Origin of the sequence: Sphingobacterium sp. BN32 (assembly GCF_030503615.1) — a bacterium.
Taxonomy (GTDB): Bacteria; Bacteroidota; Bacteroidia; order Sphingobacteriales; family Sphingobacteriaceae; genus Sphingobacterium.
In genome coordinates this window covers 90188-106420 of record NZ_CP129963.1, presented here as the reverse complement: position 1 = coordinate 106420, position 16233 = coordinate 90188, and the positions used below count along the sequence as shown (strand labels likewise).

Genomic DNA, 16233 nt, shown 5'->3' with positions numbered 1-16233 from the left:
CAAATTTTTAACAAGATAAAAGATGTAAACTATTTGTTCTTGTCTACACAAGCTGTATATTTACAAGACGAGTCTGTTGAGAACGATTAAACCTAAAGATGACTCCGCAATAAACATCATACCTGAACAAATTTCACATCATATCTGTAAGGCTTTAAACTAACCTTATAATTATGGAAAGAAAAATCAATAAGCAGACAGTGAGAAGTTTCTTACTTTCTACGTTATTCATCTTATCAGCAATGCTAAGTTTTGGGCAACAGCGCAGCTTTATGGCAGGTGCTGCCACGACGGTCATTACCCCCTACCTTGGTGGTGGAATTGTTGGGAATTTTGGAATACCTCCTGAGGCTAAGAACATTCACGACGAACTTCATGCGCGGAGTATCGTTCTTGACGATGGCGACAACAAACTTGCTTTTATCATCTGTGATAATATCGGACTTGCGCGCAAGGTGTGCGATGTTGCAAAAAAAGAAATTAATGAACGTACCGGTATTCCCACATCCAATATTTTAATCGCCGGTACACATACCCATTCTGCAACGAGTGCCGAAGGGGAAGGCCCTAAGCGCCGCGGCTGGAACCCGCAGGAAGGCCTTGATCAATATCAGGATATGTTAGCACTACGAATTGCGGATGCGGTCGAAATGGCTATTTACCGAATGGAACCCGCAAAGATCGGCTGGGGCTCAGTAAACATTCCTGAACATGTCTTCAATAGAAGATGGCATATGAAAGATCTTGTCGTAAATCCTTTTGGAGAAAAAGAACCGGTAAGATTTAACCCCGGCATTGGCAATCCGGATATTGTAAAACCGGCGGGACCAACGGATCCGGAAGTATCCTTTCTATCAGTTCAGGCAATCGATGGTCGAGCAATCGCGCTCCTGGCAAATTACTCCTTACACTATATCGGAGGAGTTCCTATGCACGATATTTCTGCCGATTACTTTGCCGTCTTCGCCAATCGAATGCAAGAGTTGCTCACGCAGAATAACCCGGAAGCCCCTTTTGTAGGAATTATGACTAACGGCACTTCAGGAGACATCAATAATATCAATGTGCAAGGCGCTCCGCCAAAAGATGCTCCCTACGAAAAGATGAAATTTGTAGCAAATGACATTGCTCAAAAAGTATACAGCGCATTACAAAACGTGAAGTACCAACCTTGGCTTAAACTACAGGCAAAGCACGCGGAACAAACGCTCATCGTCCGTAAACCGACGGACAAGCAACTGTCCCTAGCGAAGCAAATCTTTTCCATGCCAGAAGGTAGCAAACCTATCAACCATCCGTTGGAAAGAACCTATGCCGAGCGTATTACGCAATTACAGAATGAATGGCCGAATGAGATATCCGTAGTATTACAAACTTTTCGCATCGGGGATTTGCAAATCGCAGCCATACCTTTCGAAACATTCGCCGAGTCGGGTTTAGCCCTCAAGTCGCAATATCCAAAGAATAAAACATTTACGATTTCTTTCGCCAATGGTTCTTATGGCTACTTGCCAACGCCAGAGCAGCATAAACTCGGTGGATACGAGACTTGGCTAGGAACGAATCGTGTAGAGGTAAATGCTTCTAGAAAAATTTTCAGCACGATTAACAACCTATTTTCTCAGATGAATTAAACAAGAACAGCATACTAATCAAAACCCAAAACGCTATGAAATCTTCAGTCTGTACCTTTCTATTATCCATGCTCTTTCTCGCAGGCAGCGCCCTGGCGCAGAGCAATTCCGCCAGCAAAGTGTTTCAGGCGGGCGCCGCAAAAAGTACCATTACTCCAAAAATAGGGTCTTCTATCAATGGGAATATGCAGGACGTGACGGTGAGGCATGTGCATGATGATATCCATGCCAGAGCACTAGTCTTGGATGATGGACAGACGAAGTTGGGTTTTGTGGTTTTGGATCTATGTATGGTATCCAGAGAAACGCTGGACAAAGCAAAACAGCGCGCTTCCGAGTTTACCGGAATCCCGGTACAAAATATGATGATGTCGGCGACACATACGCATTCTGCAGGTACTGCCTGCGGCGTGTTTCAAAGTGATCCCGATCCAGACTACCTAGACTTTATCGTCGAAAGAACTGCAGACGCACTTATTCGTGCTTATGAGAATCGTGCGCCTGCAGTTATCTCTTGGGGTGTTGGCAAGGAAGCGACGGAAGTGTTTAACCGCCGCTGGTATATGAAGCCGGGAACTGCAATGCCGAACCCCTTTGGCGGGCAGGATCAGGTGAAGATGAATCCGGGTGTTGAAAACCCAAATATGGATAAACCTGCTGGCCCTACCGATCCGGAGGTGCCCAGCATTTTCTTAAAAACGGTAGATGGTAAACCTATTGCAGTACTTGCTAATTATTCGTTGCACTATGTCGGTGGCACCGGACCAGGTGAGATCTCTGCAGACTATTACGGCGCCTTTGCCGATCGAATTGGAGACCTTGTGCTAAGCGAGAATACATTAAATGACCCTCCATTTGTGGGCATCATGAGCAATGGAACCAGTGGCGATATCAACAACATCAATTGGCCTGGAAAGAAAACAGAAGCATTACCTCAGTATGAGAAAATACGCTCTGTCGCGGATAAGGTGGCTAGCGCCTCCTACTCGGCTATTAAGAGTGCCCCTCCACAAAAAACCATCAAACTAGCGGCCAAGCAAGAAGAAATTCGATTGGGCGTAAGAAAACCAAATGCACAGGATATTAAGCGTGCGGAAGGCATCGTCGCTAAAGCGGCCGGCCCCAGCATGCAGTCTCTTGAAGAAATCTATGCACGTGAAACTTTGTTGTTAAAAGATTACCCTGATCAGGTCGACTTGATTCTTCAAGTGTTCAAAATTGGTGATTTAGCCATCACGGCCATTCCTGCGGAAGTATTCGTAGAGATTGGGCTGGAACTAAAAGCGAAAAGTCCATTCAAACCGACCTTCAACATCGAGCTGGCGAACGGCTACAATGGTTATCTACCGACTGCAAAACATCACAAATTAGGCGGCTATGAAACTTGGCGTGCGCGTTCAAGCTACTTAGAAGAAACTGCAGCAGACAAGATACTTGCTGTATTGCTCCGCCTGTTAAATGATCATAAAGCGGGTAAATAATTCCATTACAACAAAAGTCTATAATCAACTATCAACCCAATGAGATATCCAATTCTAGCCGCATCCTTACTCGTATTGCTCGTCGGCTGTAAAAAGAAACATGAGAATGAACGAATCCAACAGGCCTTAGATGCCTTTCAGCTGGAGGAGGGACTTCGAATTGAACCAGTTGCCTATGAGCCTATGGTCATCGATCCTGTAGCCTTCGCTTTTGATGAAAATCGAAGAATGTATGTTGTCGAGGATCGTGGATATCCCGATCCGGCAGAGGAAGGTGAGCCAACAACGCTCGGTAGAATCGTTTTATTGGAAGACACCGACGGCGATGGCACTTATGACAAAAGAAACGAATTCGCGACAGGACTCACTTATCCCAATGGCATCCTGCCATGGAAAGGAGGGGTCTTTATAACCTGTGCACCACATATTTACTATTACAAAGATTCTGATGGCGACGGGATTGCTGACATTAAAAAAACCGTACTGACGGGATTCAATGACACGAAGACCTCGCAAATTCGCATGAGCCATCCGACCTTGGGCTTAGACGGTTGGATCTATGTTACAGGAGGTTTAAACGGCGGTAGTATTACTTCGCCAGAGCATCCTGATCGCCCGGCAGTAGTTTACACGGCTGCAGATGGCCGTTTCAATCCCGAGACCTATGAATTCCAGGTCACGGGCGGGAAAAGTCAATTTGGCCTCACTATCGATCCCTATGGACATCGCTTCGGCACATCAAATCGACATCCGGTCATGCAGATCGTGATGGAGCCCTGGAACCTCTCGCGCAATCCGCATTTAACCTTTAATGAGATGGTACAGAATGTATCGCCAGTTGAAGCCAATGCCGTAGTTTATCCCATCAGTAATGCAGTAACTACTGCGGAGTACATCCCGGACCTCATGGGGAAATCGCATACCGGCACTTTTACTGCCGCTAGCGGTTTAGTCGTTTACAATGGAACGGCATTAAAACCAGAGCATAAAGGCAATATTTTTATCTGTGAATCGGCTCAGAACTTGGTTCAGAGACAGATTGTGAAAGAAGATGGAGCAAGCTTTACTTCCGCAATTGCGAATGAGGGCAAAGAGTTCTTAGCATCAACGGATGAATGGTTCCGCCCGGTCTATGCGCAGCATGGTCCGGAAGGTGCCTTGTATATTGTTGACATGCATCGCAAGGTGATTGACCATCCAGCCTATGTTCCAGAGGAGATGCGCGGGCAGCTGGATTTTGAGGCCGGCAAAACCGACGGAAGAATCTATAGGGTCGTACGCAAAGACTTCGACGATGGGGATGAAGACAAAACCGGAAAAGTGGCGACAGGAGCGACTAACAAAGACTTGGTCGATGCCTTGAGTTCTGCCGACGAGTGGAAAAGAGCGACAGCCTTTCGCTTACTTTTGGAGTCTAAGCCAGGAGATATCAATGACTTATTGAAAGAAACGATTGCTAAGGGTTCGAACAATGAAGGGAAATCCAGAGCGCTTTGGTTAGCTCATAATCTAGGCATGCTTAGCTTGGAAAGCCTTAATCAGGCCTTAGCAAGCGATGAACCTTCCATTCGTGAACAAGCTGTGCAAATCCTTGCTAGCCATACAAAATATGACCAGGCGAAATCTACATTGAACAAACTGGCAGAAGATCCGTCGGCACGTGTAAGATATTATGCAGCAATCGCTTTAGGGAATATCAACACGAATGAAGCTGTTCAAGCTTTAGCTAAAATTGCGGCAAAAGACGGCTCCAATAAGTGGACTCGTGCAGCTGTATTAAGCGGGCTGTCGGGTCGTTCTCAAGAATTTATTACCGCTTTTGCAAGTATGAAATCGGCCGAACCAAAAGCTTATGCCGCAGTGATGCAGGACTTAGGAAGGCTGCTCGGGCATGGCGGAACTATTGCTGAAGCCTCCGACTTCTTCCATCGCCTAGTTACTCCGGATGCTGTTGATGAATGGAAGATATCCGCCCTACTAGGGCTATCAGAAGCTTTAAACGGCAGAAAGCAAGAACTTAAACCCAATAATAAAGGACTACTTTATGCCATCAATAGCTCATCAAATGAAAGTCTAGACGGCTTCGTCGGCAAATTAAAAGAAATCGCACTCAAAGATACAGCGGAGAAACAAAGTCGCGCAATCTCACTATTGGGGTATACGAGTTACGAGCAGTCTAACGATGCCTTGCGTCAGTTGTTGGATGCTCATTATTCGCCACAGGTGCAGATTCAAGCCATCAATTCCATCGCGAGATTGCAGGATCCTAAAGGAGCCGAATTATTGACCGACAAAGCGAAATGGAAAGCATACTCGCCGAAAGTAAAACCTACTGTAATCTCTGCGCTAATCTCCAATACGAACTTTCTGCCTCTACTATTTAAAGCCATTGAAAGCGGTCAGATTGCCGCTGCAGAAATATCCTCCATCGATAGAACGCGTCTGATGAAAAGTAAGGACAAAGCGATTGCAGATCGAGCAACGGGATTATTTAAAGAGCTTGAAGGCGGAGATCGGATGGCGGTATATGAAGAATATAAAAACGTATTGAAAAATGCCAAACCAGTTGCTAAAGCAGGGGCGGCAATCTTTCAGACCCAGTGTGTTGTATGTCATACCTATGGCGGCAAAGGCGGGCAAGTTGGGCCGGATCTTTCCGGAATCAAGAATCAGCCGGCGGACGCCTTATTGTTACATATTCTGGTGCCAAATTATGAGGTTTATCCGCAATATCAATCAGTCATCGTTAAAACGAAAGACGGCAGTACCAAGTCGGGCTGGGTAGTTTCTGAAACAGACAATGGACTTACCCTGCGAACGGCAACTGGTGCTGACGAAGCTGTATTGCGCAGTAATATTGAAACCTTGACCAATTCAGGATTGTCGCTGATGCCTGATGGTTTGGAAAAAACAATGTCGAAAGAAGACATGGCAAATCTTATTGAATACCTTAAAAAGGGAGACTCTAAGTAATTTTTTCAATTTAACTTGTATATACAACTAGAATTTATATATTTGTATATATCAACCTAAAACTTAAAAGTAAAATAACCTTTTTTTACATCTTGGAGCGTTAAAATGCTCCAGGATGTATCACTTAAACTGAAATACTAATCATACATAAGGAGCTAAATTATGAGAAAATTATTCGGAATAGCCTGTCTATTTATAATGCTCAGTTCGACGGCATTAGCCCACACAGATCCTAAGAAAGATACCGATGGCGAAAAGCCCAAACCGAAAACCATTCAATTGTTCAACAAGAAGAATCTTGATGGCTGGTATATCTTTATCCAGGATCGCGGCAGAAATCAAGACCCCAAAGGAGTATTCACCATCAATGATGGGATTTTACGTATCTCCGGAGAAGAATGGGGCTGTATTACCACCGATGAAGAATACGAGAATTACAAACTCATTATGGAGTTCAAATGGGGAGATATGACCTTTGGTAGCCGTAAAAATGCTGCACGGGATAATGGGCTGCTATTTCACTCCGTGGGTGAAGATGGCGGTTATTCCGGTATCTGGATGCGTTCTATTGAATGTAATATTATTGAAGGCGGTGTCGGCGACTTTATTGTTGTGGGAGATGGTACGGATGCCTTCTCGATTACCAGTCCTGTTGCCAAAGAACGTCACGGTACGACACCTGTTTATCAAAAGGGCGGGGAACTCGTGACAGTCAACAAAGGGCGCATCAACTGGTGGGGAAGAGACCCGAACTGGAAAGATGTTTTAGGCTTCCGTGGCGCGAAGGACGTGGACAAACCTGTAGGTGAATGGAACAAATTGGAATGTGTAGTTGAAGGCGATAAAATTGATATCTACGTGAATGGAAAACTCGTAAACCAAGCAATCAACGTGAGACCTTCAAAAGGAAAGATTCAAGTACAGTCGGAAGGCGCAGAAATGTTTGTTCGCAGACTCGATATGATTCCATTGAAAGCGGCCAAGAAATAAACCTAAAAAAACAATGATATGAAAACAATACTTTCCGTGCTCAGCCTGGCCTTTTTGCTCTTAAGCAACCAATCGATGGCACAATGTAAGCAACTCTTTAATGGCAAAGACCTTAGCGGTTGGACGATTCATGGTACCGAGAAATGGTATGTGGAAAATAAAGAGCTTGTTTGTGAAAGCGGGCCAGATAAAGGTTATGGTTATTTATCAACAAATAGTCCATACAAAGACTTTGAACTATCCGTTCAGTTCAAACTGGAAGCCAATGGAAATTCGGGTGTATTTATCCGCTCGGACATCGAGGGCGTAAAAATAAAAGGTTGGCAAGTGGAAGTAGCGCCGCCAGGATTACATACCGGTGGTATCTATGAATCCTACGGTCGAGGATGGTTAATCAAGCCTACAGACGAGGCTCAAAAAGCATTAAGCCCGGACGGTTGGAATACCATGAAAATTTTAGCCAAGGGAAATATGATAACGACCTGGTTGAATGGCAAGCAAATGGTGCAATTAGACGATGAGAAGATCGGCCAGGCCAAAGGCTTTATTGCGCTTCAAATCCACGACGGTGGTGGCATTAAAGTGAGATGGAGAGACATCTGTATTAAAGAACTATAAAAGGCGAATCAAGCTATGGAAAAGGAAAACAATAAAGTACGTGTGCTGGTCGTAGGATGTGGCAACATGGGCGCCTCACATGCTTGGGCATACCATAAAATGGATGGATTTGAAATATGCGGCATTGTATCCCGAGGGAAAAGCAAAGAGGTCCTGAACGAGAAAATGGGCAATGTCTATCCATTATTTGATGACTTTGAAACAGCATTAGCGGCAACCAAACCCGATGCGGTCTGTATATCTACTTATCCGGATACGCATGAGGAATATGCGGTAAAATCTATGGAGGCTGGAGCACATGTCTTTGTAGAAAAGCCAATTGCAAGTTCTGTAAAAGGCGCAGAACATGTTCAGGAAGTAGCCCTAAAGACCGGAAAGAAACTGGTGGTGGGCTATATTCTAAGACATCATCCTTCCTGGATCAAGTTTGTCGAGATGTCAGGAGACCTTGGCAAGCCCTTAGTGATGCGCATGAACCTGAACCAACAAAGCGATACAGCGATGTGGACCTTGCACCGAAACCTGATGGCAAGCTTAAGTCCTATTGTAGACTGCGGCGTACATTATATCGACGTCATGTGTCAGATGACTCGGTCTAAACCGACGCAAGTGTATGCTATCGGGGCCAGACTGACAGATGAAATCCCGGCAGATAATTATAACTATGGCAACCTTCAGATTCGATTCGAAGATGGTTCGGTAGGTTGGTACGAGGCAGGATGGGGACCGATGGTATCCGAAACAGCTTTCTTCGTAAAAGACGTGGTTGGTCCGAAAGGTTCGGTATCTATCGTTGCTAAAGAAGCGGGCGGTACAGGCAAGTCAGGATCCATCGAAGCACATACCAAGACGGAATCCATCTTACGCCATCATTCGGCGCTGGATGAGAACGAAAAGTTCGCTAAGGAAGACGAGTGGCTCGACCTGACCGATGAGCCGGATCATCAAGGCTTATGCGATCGCGAGCAGGCCTATTTCTTAAAAGCGATACAAGAAGACATCGACCTGAGCGATCATATGGAAGATGCCGTAAATAGCTTAAGAATAGCTTTTGCGGCTGATGAATCGGTGAAGACTGGGCAGGTTGTTCGCCTATAACAATGAGAATGCAAGTTCAATCAAACATAATTTCCTAAATCAAAAGAAGAGAAATGAGAAAAAAGAGCATGTTGGCCGAGGGCTGGTGGGATTATACGACCATCGATGAACAGATTATGCGCGATGCAGCACAATTGACGGCAGAAGATATTTTACAGCTTTCCAGACCGGGGTTTAAAGTCATTTTTCATGATACACTGGAGTCTTTTTACCTGGCGGAGGCCTTGCAATATATAGAAGCCTGGCAACAAGCCACCGCTTCCGCTCCTGCGGGCATTTGCGGTCCTATTGGGCCGACCGAACAGCTACCATTAGTTGCTCAGCTGGTAAACAGCTTGAATATATCCCTAAAAAACTGTCACTTCTGGGGAATGGATGAATGGTATGAAAACGGAGCAGAAGTTCCTGCTACACATCCCTTATCCTTCGTGAAAGCAAATAACGATATGCTATTCAACCATATCAAACCAGAGTTGCGCATGCCGGATGAAAATATACATTATCCGCTGGCATCCAACTTAGCAGAATATACCCAAAGCTTTGATGAGTTTCGCTGTGTGACGATGCAAGGTGGGCAAGGCGATGCCAAACACTGGGCATTCAATGATCCATTACAACGGAGCGGCAAATATGCAGATAACCCGCCGACGGTAGAAGAATATAGAAACCTAAGTGCAAGAATCGTCGACCTCCATCCTATTACCTTGATGCAGAATGCAAGAACTTCCGGAGGCGGCTATGTCGTTGGTGTACCGCAGCAGGCTACGACGGTTGGACCTGTTGAAACTTGGAAAGCCGAGCGTGTATCCATTTGGCAGGCCGGAAATCATGACAATGCTTTCGGCATGCGTCTGACACCTTTTATGATATCCAAAGGAATTGTAGATACCGCGGTTCCAATGTCGCTTTTAGCCGATCACCCGAACGTAGAATTTCATTACTACCGTCCGGCAATTAAATCCGTAACGACCGAAATGCACTAAGCTGATTATGACGAACACAAATAAAACAGTATTAGCCATTGTATCACATCCTGATGACGCAGAAATCAGTTGCGCAGGGACTTTAGCGCTCTTGAAAGACAAGGGTTGGAATGTTGTGATGGCGACTATGACACCGGGAGACTGTGGTACGACAGTACATTCAAGAGCAGAAATAAGCAAGATTCGAAAGCAAGAAGCAGCAGATGCCGCTGCCATGCTGGATGCAGACTATCATTGCTTGGAATGCGACGATGTATTTGTCATGTACGACAGAGAAACTATCGTCAAAGCCATAGCTTTGATTCGTAAAACCAAGCCGAGTGTGGTTATTACCATGAGTCCATCCTGCTACATGGTTGACCATGAAATGACCAGTAAGATTATTCAGACAGCCTGCTTTAGTGCTGGCATCATGAATATTGAAACGGAAGGCCTAGAACCCTATTTCTACACTCCGCATCTCTACTATGTAGATGCGATGGAAGGAAAAGACCGCTTTGGAAAACCCGTTGAGCCCGGTATGATCGTGGATATCTCGTCCAAGATTCAACTTAAAGAAGCTATGCTGGCTTGCCATGCCTCCCAAAGAAACTGGCTTCGTGATCATCATGGAATGGATGAATACATTATCGCGATGAGGAGCTTCGGGGAAAAACGAGGAAAAGAAATAAACGCAAGTTATGGTGAGGGATTTAGACAGCATTTGGGCCATGCCTATCCGCAGAACAACATCTTAAAAGAGGAGCTCGGTGACTTAGTCCATGAGCGTTAAAAAACAAATTGGATAAAATACTAACCTAGACACATGAAATTATATCGCTTAAATCGACTATTTAACAACGAGTCGGGCAACTGCTTTGACGTCGCTATAGATCATGGCTTTTTTAATGAATATGCTTTCCTCAATGGAATTGAAGATGTAGAAAAAGCCGTTGAAGTACTAGTGGATGCTGCGCCCGACGCAATACAGCTTACTGTGGGTCAGGCAAACTACTTACAAAGAATTCCGGGTCGGCATAAACCATCCTTAGTGTTGAGAACGGATGTGGCCAATGTTTATGGAAAACAACTTCCGCGCAGCCTATTTAGCAGGATGATCGAAAACCCGGTCGAACAAGCCCTTCGCTTAGATGCGACCTGTGTAGTGGTCAACTTATTTAGCATCCCCGATGAACCCGAAGTGACCGACCAGTGTATACAAAATATATTGAAGATTAAACCCGAAGCCGAGCGCTACGGGATGCCGTTAATGGTAGAGCCTTTGGTATTTCGTCCGAATAGCGAGGCTGGCGGTTATATGGTCAATGGCGATCCGGAAAAAATAATCCCATTAGTGCGTCAGGGCGTAGAACTAGGTGCTGATATTATCAAAGCCGACCCTACGGACGATGTATCAGTCTATCACAAGGTGGTCGAAGTAGCGGGTGATATTCCGGTTCTTGTGCGCGGCGGTGGAAAAGCTAGCGATCAGGAAATTTTAGAACGTACGTATCAACTGATGCAACAAGGCGTCTGTGGAATTGTCTACGGAAGAAATGTGATACAGCATGCTAATCCCGCAGGGATGACTCGCGCGTTAATGGAAATAGTACACCATGGCGCAAAACCAGAAGATGTTATTAGCTTATTAAAAGACGGAATATGAAAACGGTAAATGTCGGTATTATCGGCGGAGGCTTAATGGGCAAAGAGGCCGCCAGTGCATTTGGAAGATGGTTTGCTTTGAAAGATTTTCCTGTTCAGGTTCAATTGACCGCAGTATGTGATATTGATCAACAGGCTTTAAGCTGGTACAAGCAGATAAGTAGCGTCTCGCTCTTAACGACGGACTACAAGGAGCTTATCCATAGCGACCTGGTCGACGTGGTTTACATCGCTGTACCCCATCATATGCACGAATCGCTGTACATCGACATCCTGCAGGCGGGAAAAGATCTATTAGGCGAAAAGCCTTTCGGGATTGATCTTGCCGCAGCGAGAAGAATTGCGGAAGTCGCCAACCAACAAGGTCGGTTTGCGCGATGCAGCTCTGAAATGCCGTTTTTTCCTGGACCTCAACGCGTCGTCGCCGAAGTAAAATCGGGACGATTAGGAAGAATTATAGAGATTAAAGCTGGTTTTCTCCATGCCAGCGACATGAACCCTAACAAACCCATCAACTGGAAGCGACAATCTGCTTATTGTGGTGAAATTGGTGTAATGGGCGACCTGGGCATACATGCGCTCCATATTCCCCTCAGATTGGGTTGGAAACCACAATCACTGTATGCCCATTTACAGAAAATTATCACCGAAAGACCCGATGGCAAAGGCGGGATGGCAAATGCAGACACCTGGAACAATGCAACGCTGAGCACACGCGTGCAGATGGAAAACGGAGAAACTATTCCAATGTCCTTAGAAATGAAACGCCTTGCGCCAGGAGAAACCAATACCTGGTTTATTGAAGTGCTAGGAACGGAAGGTGGTATTCGCTATAGCACAAAAGATGTAAAAGCACTTTGGACCTATAATTGGAACGGAGGTAAAGAGCAATCCTGGCAACGCGTTGATCTTGGGTTTGAGGTGCCATTTCCAACCGTTACGGGCGGAATCTTTGAACCTGGATTTCCTGATGTTTTTCAACAAATGCTTGCGGCATACTTCGCGGAACGCGAAGGAGAATTGGCCGGGAGATTTGGCTGTGTAACCCTAGAGGAAGCCATTGAAAGTCATGAGGTCTTCGCAGCAGCCTTGGAATCACATACAAACAATAAAACAGTTCTATTAGCTCAGGAAGTCGCAGTAAACTAAGTCTGCGCAATGAAAACAGATATGATGGATAAAAAAACAAGATCGGGTATACTTGCTGCCGGAAGTTGGATTCTGGACGAGGTAAAAGTAATCGATAAGTTTCCGGAAGAACAATCGCTCGTCAACATCCTGGATGAGTACATCAGCAATGGTGGTTCGGCCTACAATATCCTGACGGACTTGAGACAACTCGGAGCAAACTTTCCCTTGGAAGGACTGGGACTCGTAGGCAATGACTTCCACGGTATCCGCATTGTCGACCATTGTAAACAGATCGGCATAGATACCCAACAAATTGCCATGATACCCAATGTGTCCACCTCCTATACCACCGTCGTATCTGTAAAACCAACGGGCAAACGCACTTTCTTTCATCATCGAGGTGCAAGTGCACAACTTTCTCCAAAACATTTCGATTTTAAGAAGTCCAATGCGCGAATCTTTCATCTGGGTTATTTGCTCTTGTTGGATAAACTAGATGAAATAAGAGAAGATGGCCGCACAGATGCTTCCCACCTATTAGAGAAGGCGAAAAATGCCGGTTTTAATACCTCTATAGATTTGGTAAGTGAAGATTCCGACCGCTTCCAATCTGTCGTTCCAAGCTCGCTACCTTATGTGGATTACCTCTTTCTGAATGAATTTGAAGCGAGCAAGCTTTCCGGAATCAACTTAATGAATATTGAAGAGCCGCAGCAAATGCGAGCTCAATGTATGGAGGTTTGTAATTATCTGTTTGAGCTTGGTATCAATCAATGGATCATTATTCATTACCCCGCAGGTGTATATGCAGCACATCGAGAGGGGGCTCGATTATTCCAGCCTAGCGTTAAGCTAAAGCCAGAACAAATCGTCGGAAGTAATGGTGCAGGTGATGCCTTGGCCGCAGCCATCCTTTATGGAATCCATGAAGCGTGGCCAATGGAAGACAGTCTTAAGCTCGGTGTATGTGCGGCGGCAGCTAGTCTGACACATGTGACCTGTTCTGATGGAGTATTAGAAGTACAGGCATGCTTGTCGCTCGCTGAGCAATTTGGCTACCGCGCTTTAAAATAGATCATAAAGCTGTTTCTCTCCAATCTTTTTAAAGTCCTAGCTTTCTAGTTTTAGAAAGAAAGCCCAATGCGGATATAAGGCAACACGGCTTCTTTACTAGCTCCTACCGTTGCTTGAATAGTCATCAGGTCGCCAGGCATAAAATAGACCCCGCCTCCGGCACCCATATGCCAGCTGTCGGACTGCTCGTTGGGCATCCAAACTCGACCAATATCATAGAAACCAATCAAGCCGACTGTTCCCGGGAGTAAGTAAGAACTAAAGTTCGCCAACTTCAAACGCGCATCCAGATTATTGTATAAAGCAGTTTTTCCGGTAAAGCGTTGGGAGTTGAATCCGCGCAGACTCATTTCTCCTCCGATCTGCGCATGTTGATAGAAGTATGGATCGCCAAATACAGTTTGCATCCCAGTGCGGTTTGCAAGCGTCAGATAGTCGTTGAAAACTGTTTTATAAAGGCTTAGGGAGCTCTCTAAAGCTGTAAAATTCCTTTCTTGACCTCCTAGCTCTGCTTTCCAATCAAACCGTGTGAATAGACGCAAACCCTTCTTCGCATTCACCTTATTATCGCGTGTGTCAAAATCAAAGCCAGCCGCTAGCCCGGTAAAGAATTTTGTTCCAAAAATAGCTTCCTCTGGATTGGTCTGATTAAACTCATTAAAGAAATGTTCTTCATTCTTATCGGCCTTACTGTGGTACAATTCAGACGTGGACCCATAGAATATGCGCGCATTTTTTACCAGTTCGTATCCTAGGAATATATCTGCATTAACGTAATCATATCGGTTCCTGTAAAAAGAAATCTCATGCTTTTCATCTTTTAGATAGACGGTGTTATTACCATATCCGAAGAAGTTACTTTGATTGAAGGGGCCTAAAGCACGCAGATGAATCTGCAAGTCCTGTTCCCCTACAAGTTTTTTAACATCACCCTTATATTCCAATATAAAAGATTGACGTCCTGTTAGGTAATTCGCCAAAAACTCATGTCGATAGGCGTAAGGGCTTTTACGAAATCCTTGATTTTCGATGAGGTATCCAAGACCGAAAATAAGCCCTCTATCCACACCATAATTGAGATTGACTAAAACTCCCTGGCGGTCATAAACAAAATTGTCGTACTGATAAGCATTTACAGTTGTATCCTTTTTCAAACGAAACTTCGCCATGCGCATATTGTCAAAGTTATTCGCTGTGTCAGCTTTATTATCATAGATATAAAGCTGGTTACCTTTGCCAAAACTATCGCCAGCAGCGAAGATATCGTGTGACTTTCCACCGATTAAGCGCATTTTAATAGGCGATTTCCCACTACCATGAACCTTATATTCATCTTCACCGGCAATACCGTAAATTCTTATCTCTTTGGTTTCCGAAGGTAAGAAGCGTCGTTTCATGATTCTGGCTCCCTCCGTCCCATCTTTCTTCTTGTTATGCACATCTACAGTGATACTGCCGTCCTTGTTGTAGTCGACATCGATAAACTCGCGTTTCGCAGATAACGGGATGTCCACAACCTTGGCTAGGGACATGTAATATTCATCGACGGTGCTAGCCAGGTGATCGCGACGCGAGCGGATATTAGTCTCTAACTCTGCAGCACTTAACTTCACAATCGTATCCGGCATCTGCAGCATGGCTTGATGAATCAAAGAGTCCGTCATCACCTGTTGAATCTGCTTCACTTGCTCCTGCCATCCCTCGCGATCTAAATGATTAATGAAGAAACGGTCGAAGTGGCGCGCATTAAAATTCCAATGTGCGACGTTGCGGATATGTGGACTAAAGGGCTGTACATTAGCCTTTAGCCACTGATATGAAAGTAGGATCGGGAAAACACCTGACGTTTTATAGTAAACCTTATCACGATCTCGAGGAACCGGACTGTAGGTTTTCTTACCTTTCTCTTTCTCGGGATCCCAGCGCCAGTTGTCCTCATGTCGATCCCAATCGCCCAACACAAAGTCTAAGAGCCGCGCTCTGGCCGTTAGCTTCTGATCTACTTTCGTATCATTATCTTCCAACAGTTTTTCAATAACTTTCGCCGTATTGTCTGTTTTTTCATTTTCAAAAGGCATTCTCGCCTCGAACATGTAAGGTCTATTTTTAAAGATTGGTTGATATTCACCTAATCCTGGATCGTCCGCTACATACACTAATTCCGGTGCTGAATGTGGAATCTCAAGTGCTCGATTAAATGTTGGAACCGTAAGTGCTCCGAAAGGATGCGCAATGGCGATCTGGTCTTGCACGATGTCTTTGGCGATGGTTTTTCGAAGGCTTTCCGGCAAGCTGCGCTCTGGATATTTTTGTATAGAGCGTAGCACCCACTCCACACCGTTAGGATCAGCCAAGCGCAAGGATTGTGTTTGCATCCCCCCGCCGAGTTTCACTATTTTTAGGCCGCCTCTTTCTTTCGACAGATCCATGATGCGCATTTTTACTGGCGTATTATAAAGCTTACGATAGCTATCGCCTAACCAAAAGCGATGCACCGCGCCTACTTGATCATATTCCGACGCGATAACTGTCGTTATGCTATCAGCCTGTTGCGCATTACTTTTCAATACGCCCAACAGGAGACATATAACCATTAAATTTTTGATA

Annotated in this window: 12 protein-coding genes; 11 read left to right on the top strand and 1 reads right to left on the bottom strand. The window is 45.1% G+C overall.

The genetic code is table 11. From position 1 onward, the window contains the following. Positions 1 to 173 precede the first annotated feature (173 nt). From QYC40_RS00510 to QYC40_RS00460, 11 genes are all read left to right on the top strand, one after another. Complete coding sequence (locus QYC40_RS00510; protein WP_301991800.1) at positions 174 to 1634, top strand: neutral/alkaline non-lysosomal ceramidase N-terminal domain-containing protein; 1461 nt, start codon at positions 174 to 176, stop codon at positions 1632 to 1634. 35 nt (positions 1635 to 1669) lie between these two features. Continuing rightward, positions 1670 to 3115: a hypothetical protein gene (locus QYC40_RS00505; protein ID WP_301991799.1), complete on the top strand. Its 1446-nt coding sequence runs from the start codon at positions 1670 to 1672 to the stop codon at positions 3113 to 3115. A gap of 39 nt (positions 3116 to 3154) precedes the next feature. Further along, on the top strand, positions 3155 to 6088 hold the full coding sequence (locus tag QYC40_RS00500; RefSeq protein WP_301991798.1) for a PVC-type heme-binding CxxCH protein: 2934 nt from the start codon (positions 3155 to 3157) through the stop codon (positions 6086 to 6088). A gap of 162 nt (positions 6089 to 6250) precedes the next feature. Next, entirely contained in the window at positions 6251 to 7078 is an 828-nt protein-coding gene (locus QYC40_RS00495; RefSeq protein ID WP_301991797.1) for a DUF1080 domain-containing protein, read from the top strand. Positions 7079 to 7096: 18 nt separating this feature from the next. Next, positions 7097 to 7696: a DUF1080 domain-containing protein gene (locus QYC40_RS00490; RefSeq protein WP_301991796.1), complete on the top strand. Its 600-nt coding sequence runs from the start codon at positions 7097 to 7099 to the stop codon at positions 7694 to 7696. A gap of 15 nt (positions 7697 to 7711) precedes the next feature. Continuing rightward, entirely contained in the window at positions 7712 to 8794 is a 1083-nt protein-coding gene (locus QYC40_RS00485) for a Gfo/Idh/MocA family protein (RefSeq protein WP_301991795.1), read from the top strand. Positions 8795 to 8847: 53 nt separating this feature from the next. Further along, positions 8848 to 9777, top strand: coding sequence for a hypothetical protein (locus QYC40_RS00480; RefSeq protein ID WP_301991794.1), 930 nt, complete (start codon positions 8848 to 8850; stop codon positions 9775 to 9777). Between the two features lie 7 nt (positions 9778 to 9784). Then, positions 9785 to 10549 carry a PIG-L deacetylase family protein gene (locus QYC40_RS00475; protein ID WP_301991793.1) on the top strand — a complete coding sequence of 255 codons (765 nt, stop codon included), beginning with the start codon at positions 9785 to 9787 and terminating at the stop codon, positions 10547 to 10549. Positions 10550 to 10582: 33 nt separating this feature from the next. Then, positions 10583 to 11422 (top strand): class I fructose-bisphosphate aldolase, encoded by an 840-nt coding sequence (locus QYC40_RS00470; protein ID WP_301991792.1) that lies wholly within the window; start codon positions 10583 to 10585, stop codon positions 11420 to 11422. Continuing rightward, complete coding sequence (locus QYC40_RS00465; protein WP_301991791.1) at positions 11419 to 12570, top strand: Gfo/Idh/MocA family protein; 1152 nt, start codon at positions 11419 to 11421, stop codon at positions 12568 to 12570. Before QYC40_RS00470 ends, QYC40_RS00465 begins: the two co-directional genes overlap by 4 nt. Positions 12571 to 12579: 9 nt before the next feature. Continuing rightward, complete coding sequence (locus QYC40_RS00460; protein WP_301991790.1) at positions 12580 to 13626, top strand: carbohydrate kinase family protein; 1047 nt, start codon at positions 12580 to 12582, stop codon at positions 13624 to 13626. 50 nt (positions 13627 to 13676) lie between these two features. On the opposite strand, the gene QYC40_RS00455 is transcribed toward QYC40_RS00460, so the two are convergent. Further along, positions 13677 to 16220, bottom strand: coding sequence for a BamA/TamA family outer membrane protein (locus QYC40_RS00455; protein ID WP_301991789.1), 2544 nt, complete (start codon positions 16218 to 16220; stop codon positions 13677 to 13679). Between the last annotated feature and the right edge of the window lie 13 nt (positions 16221 to 16233).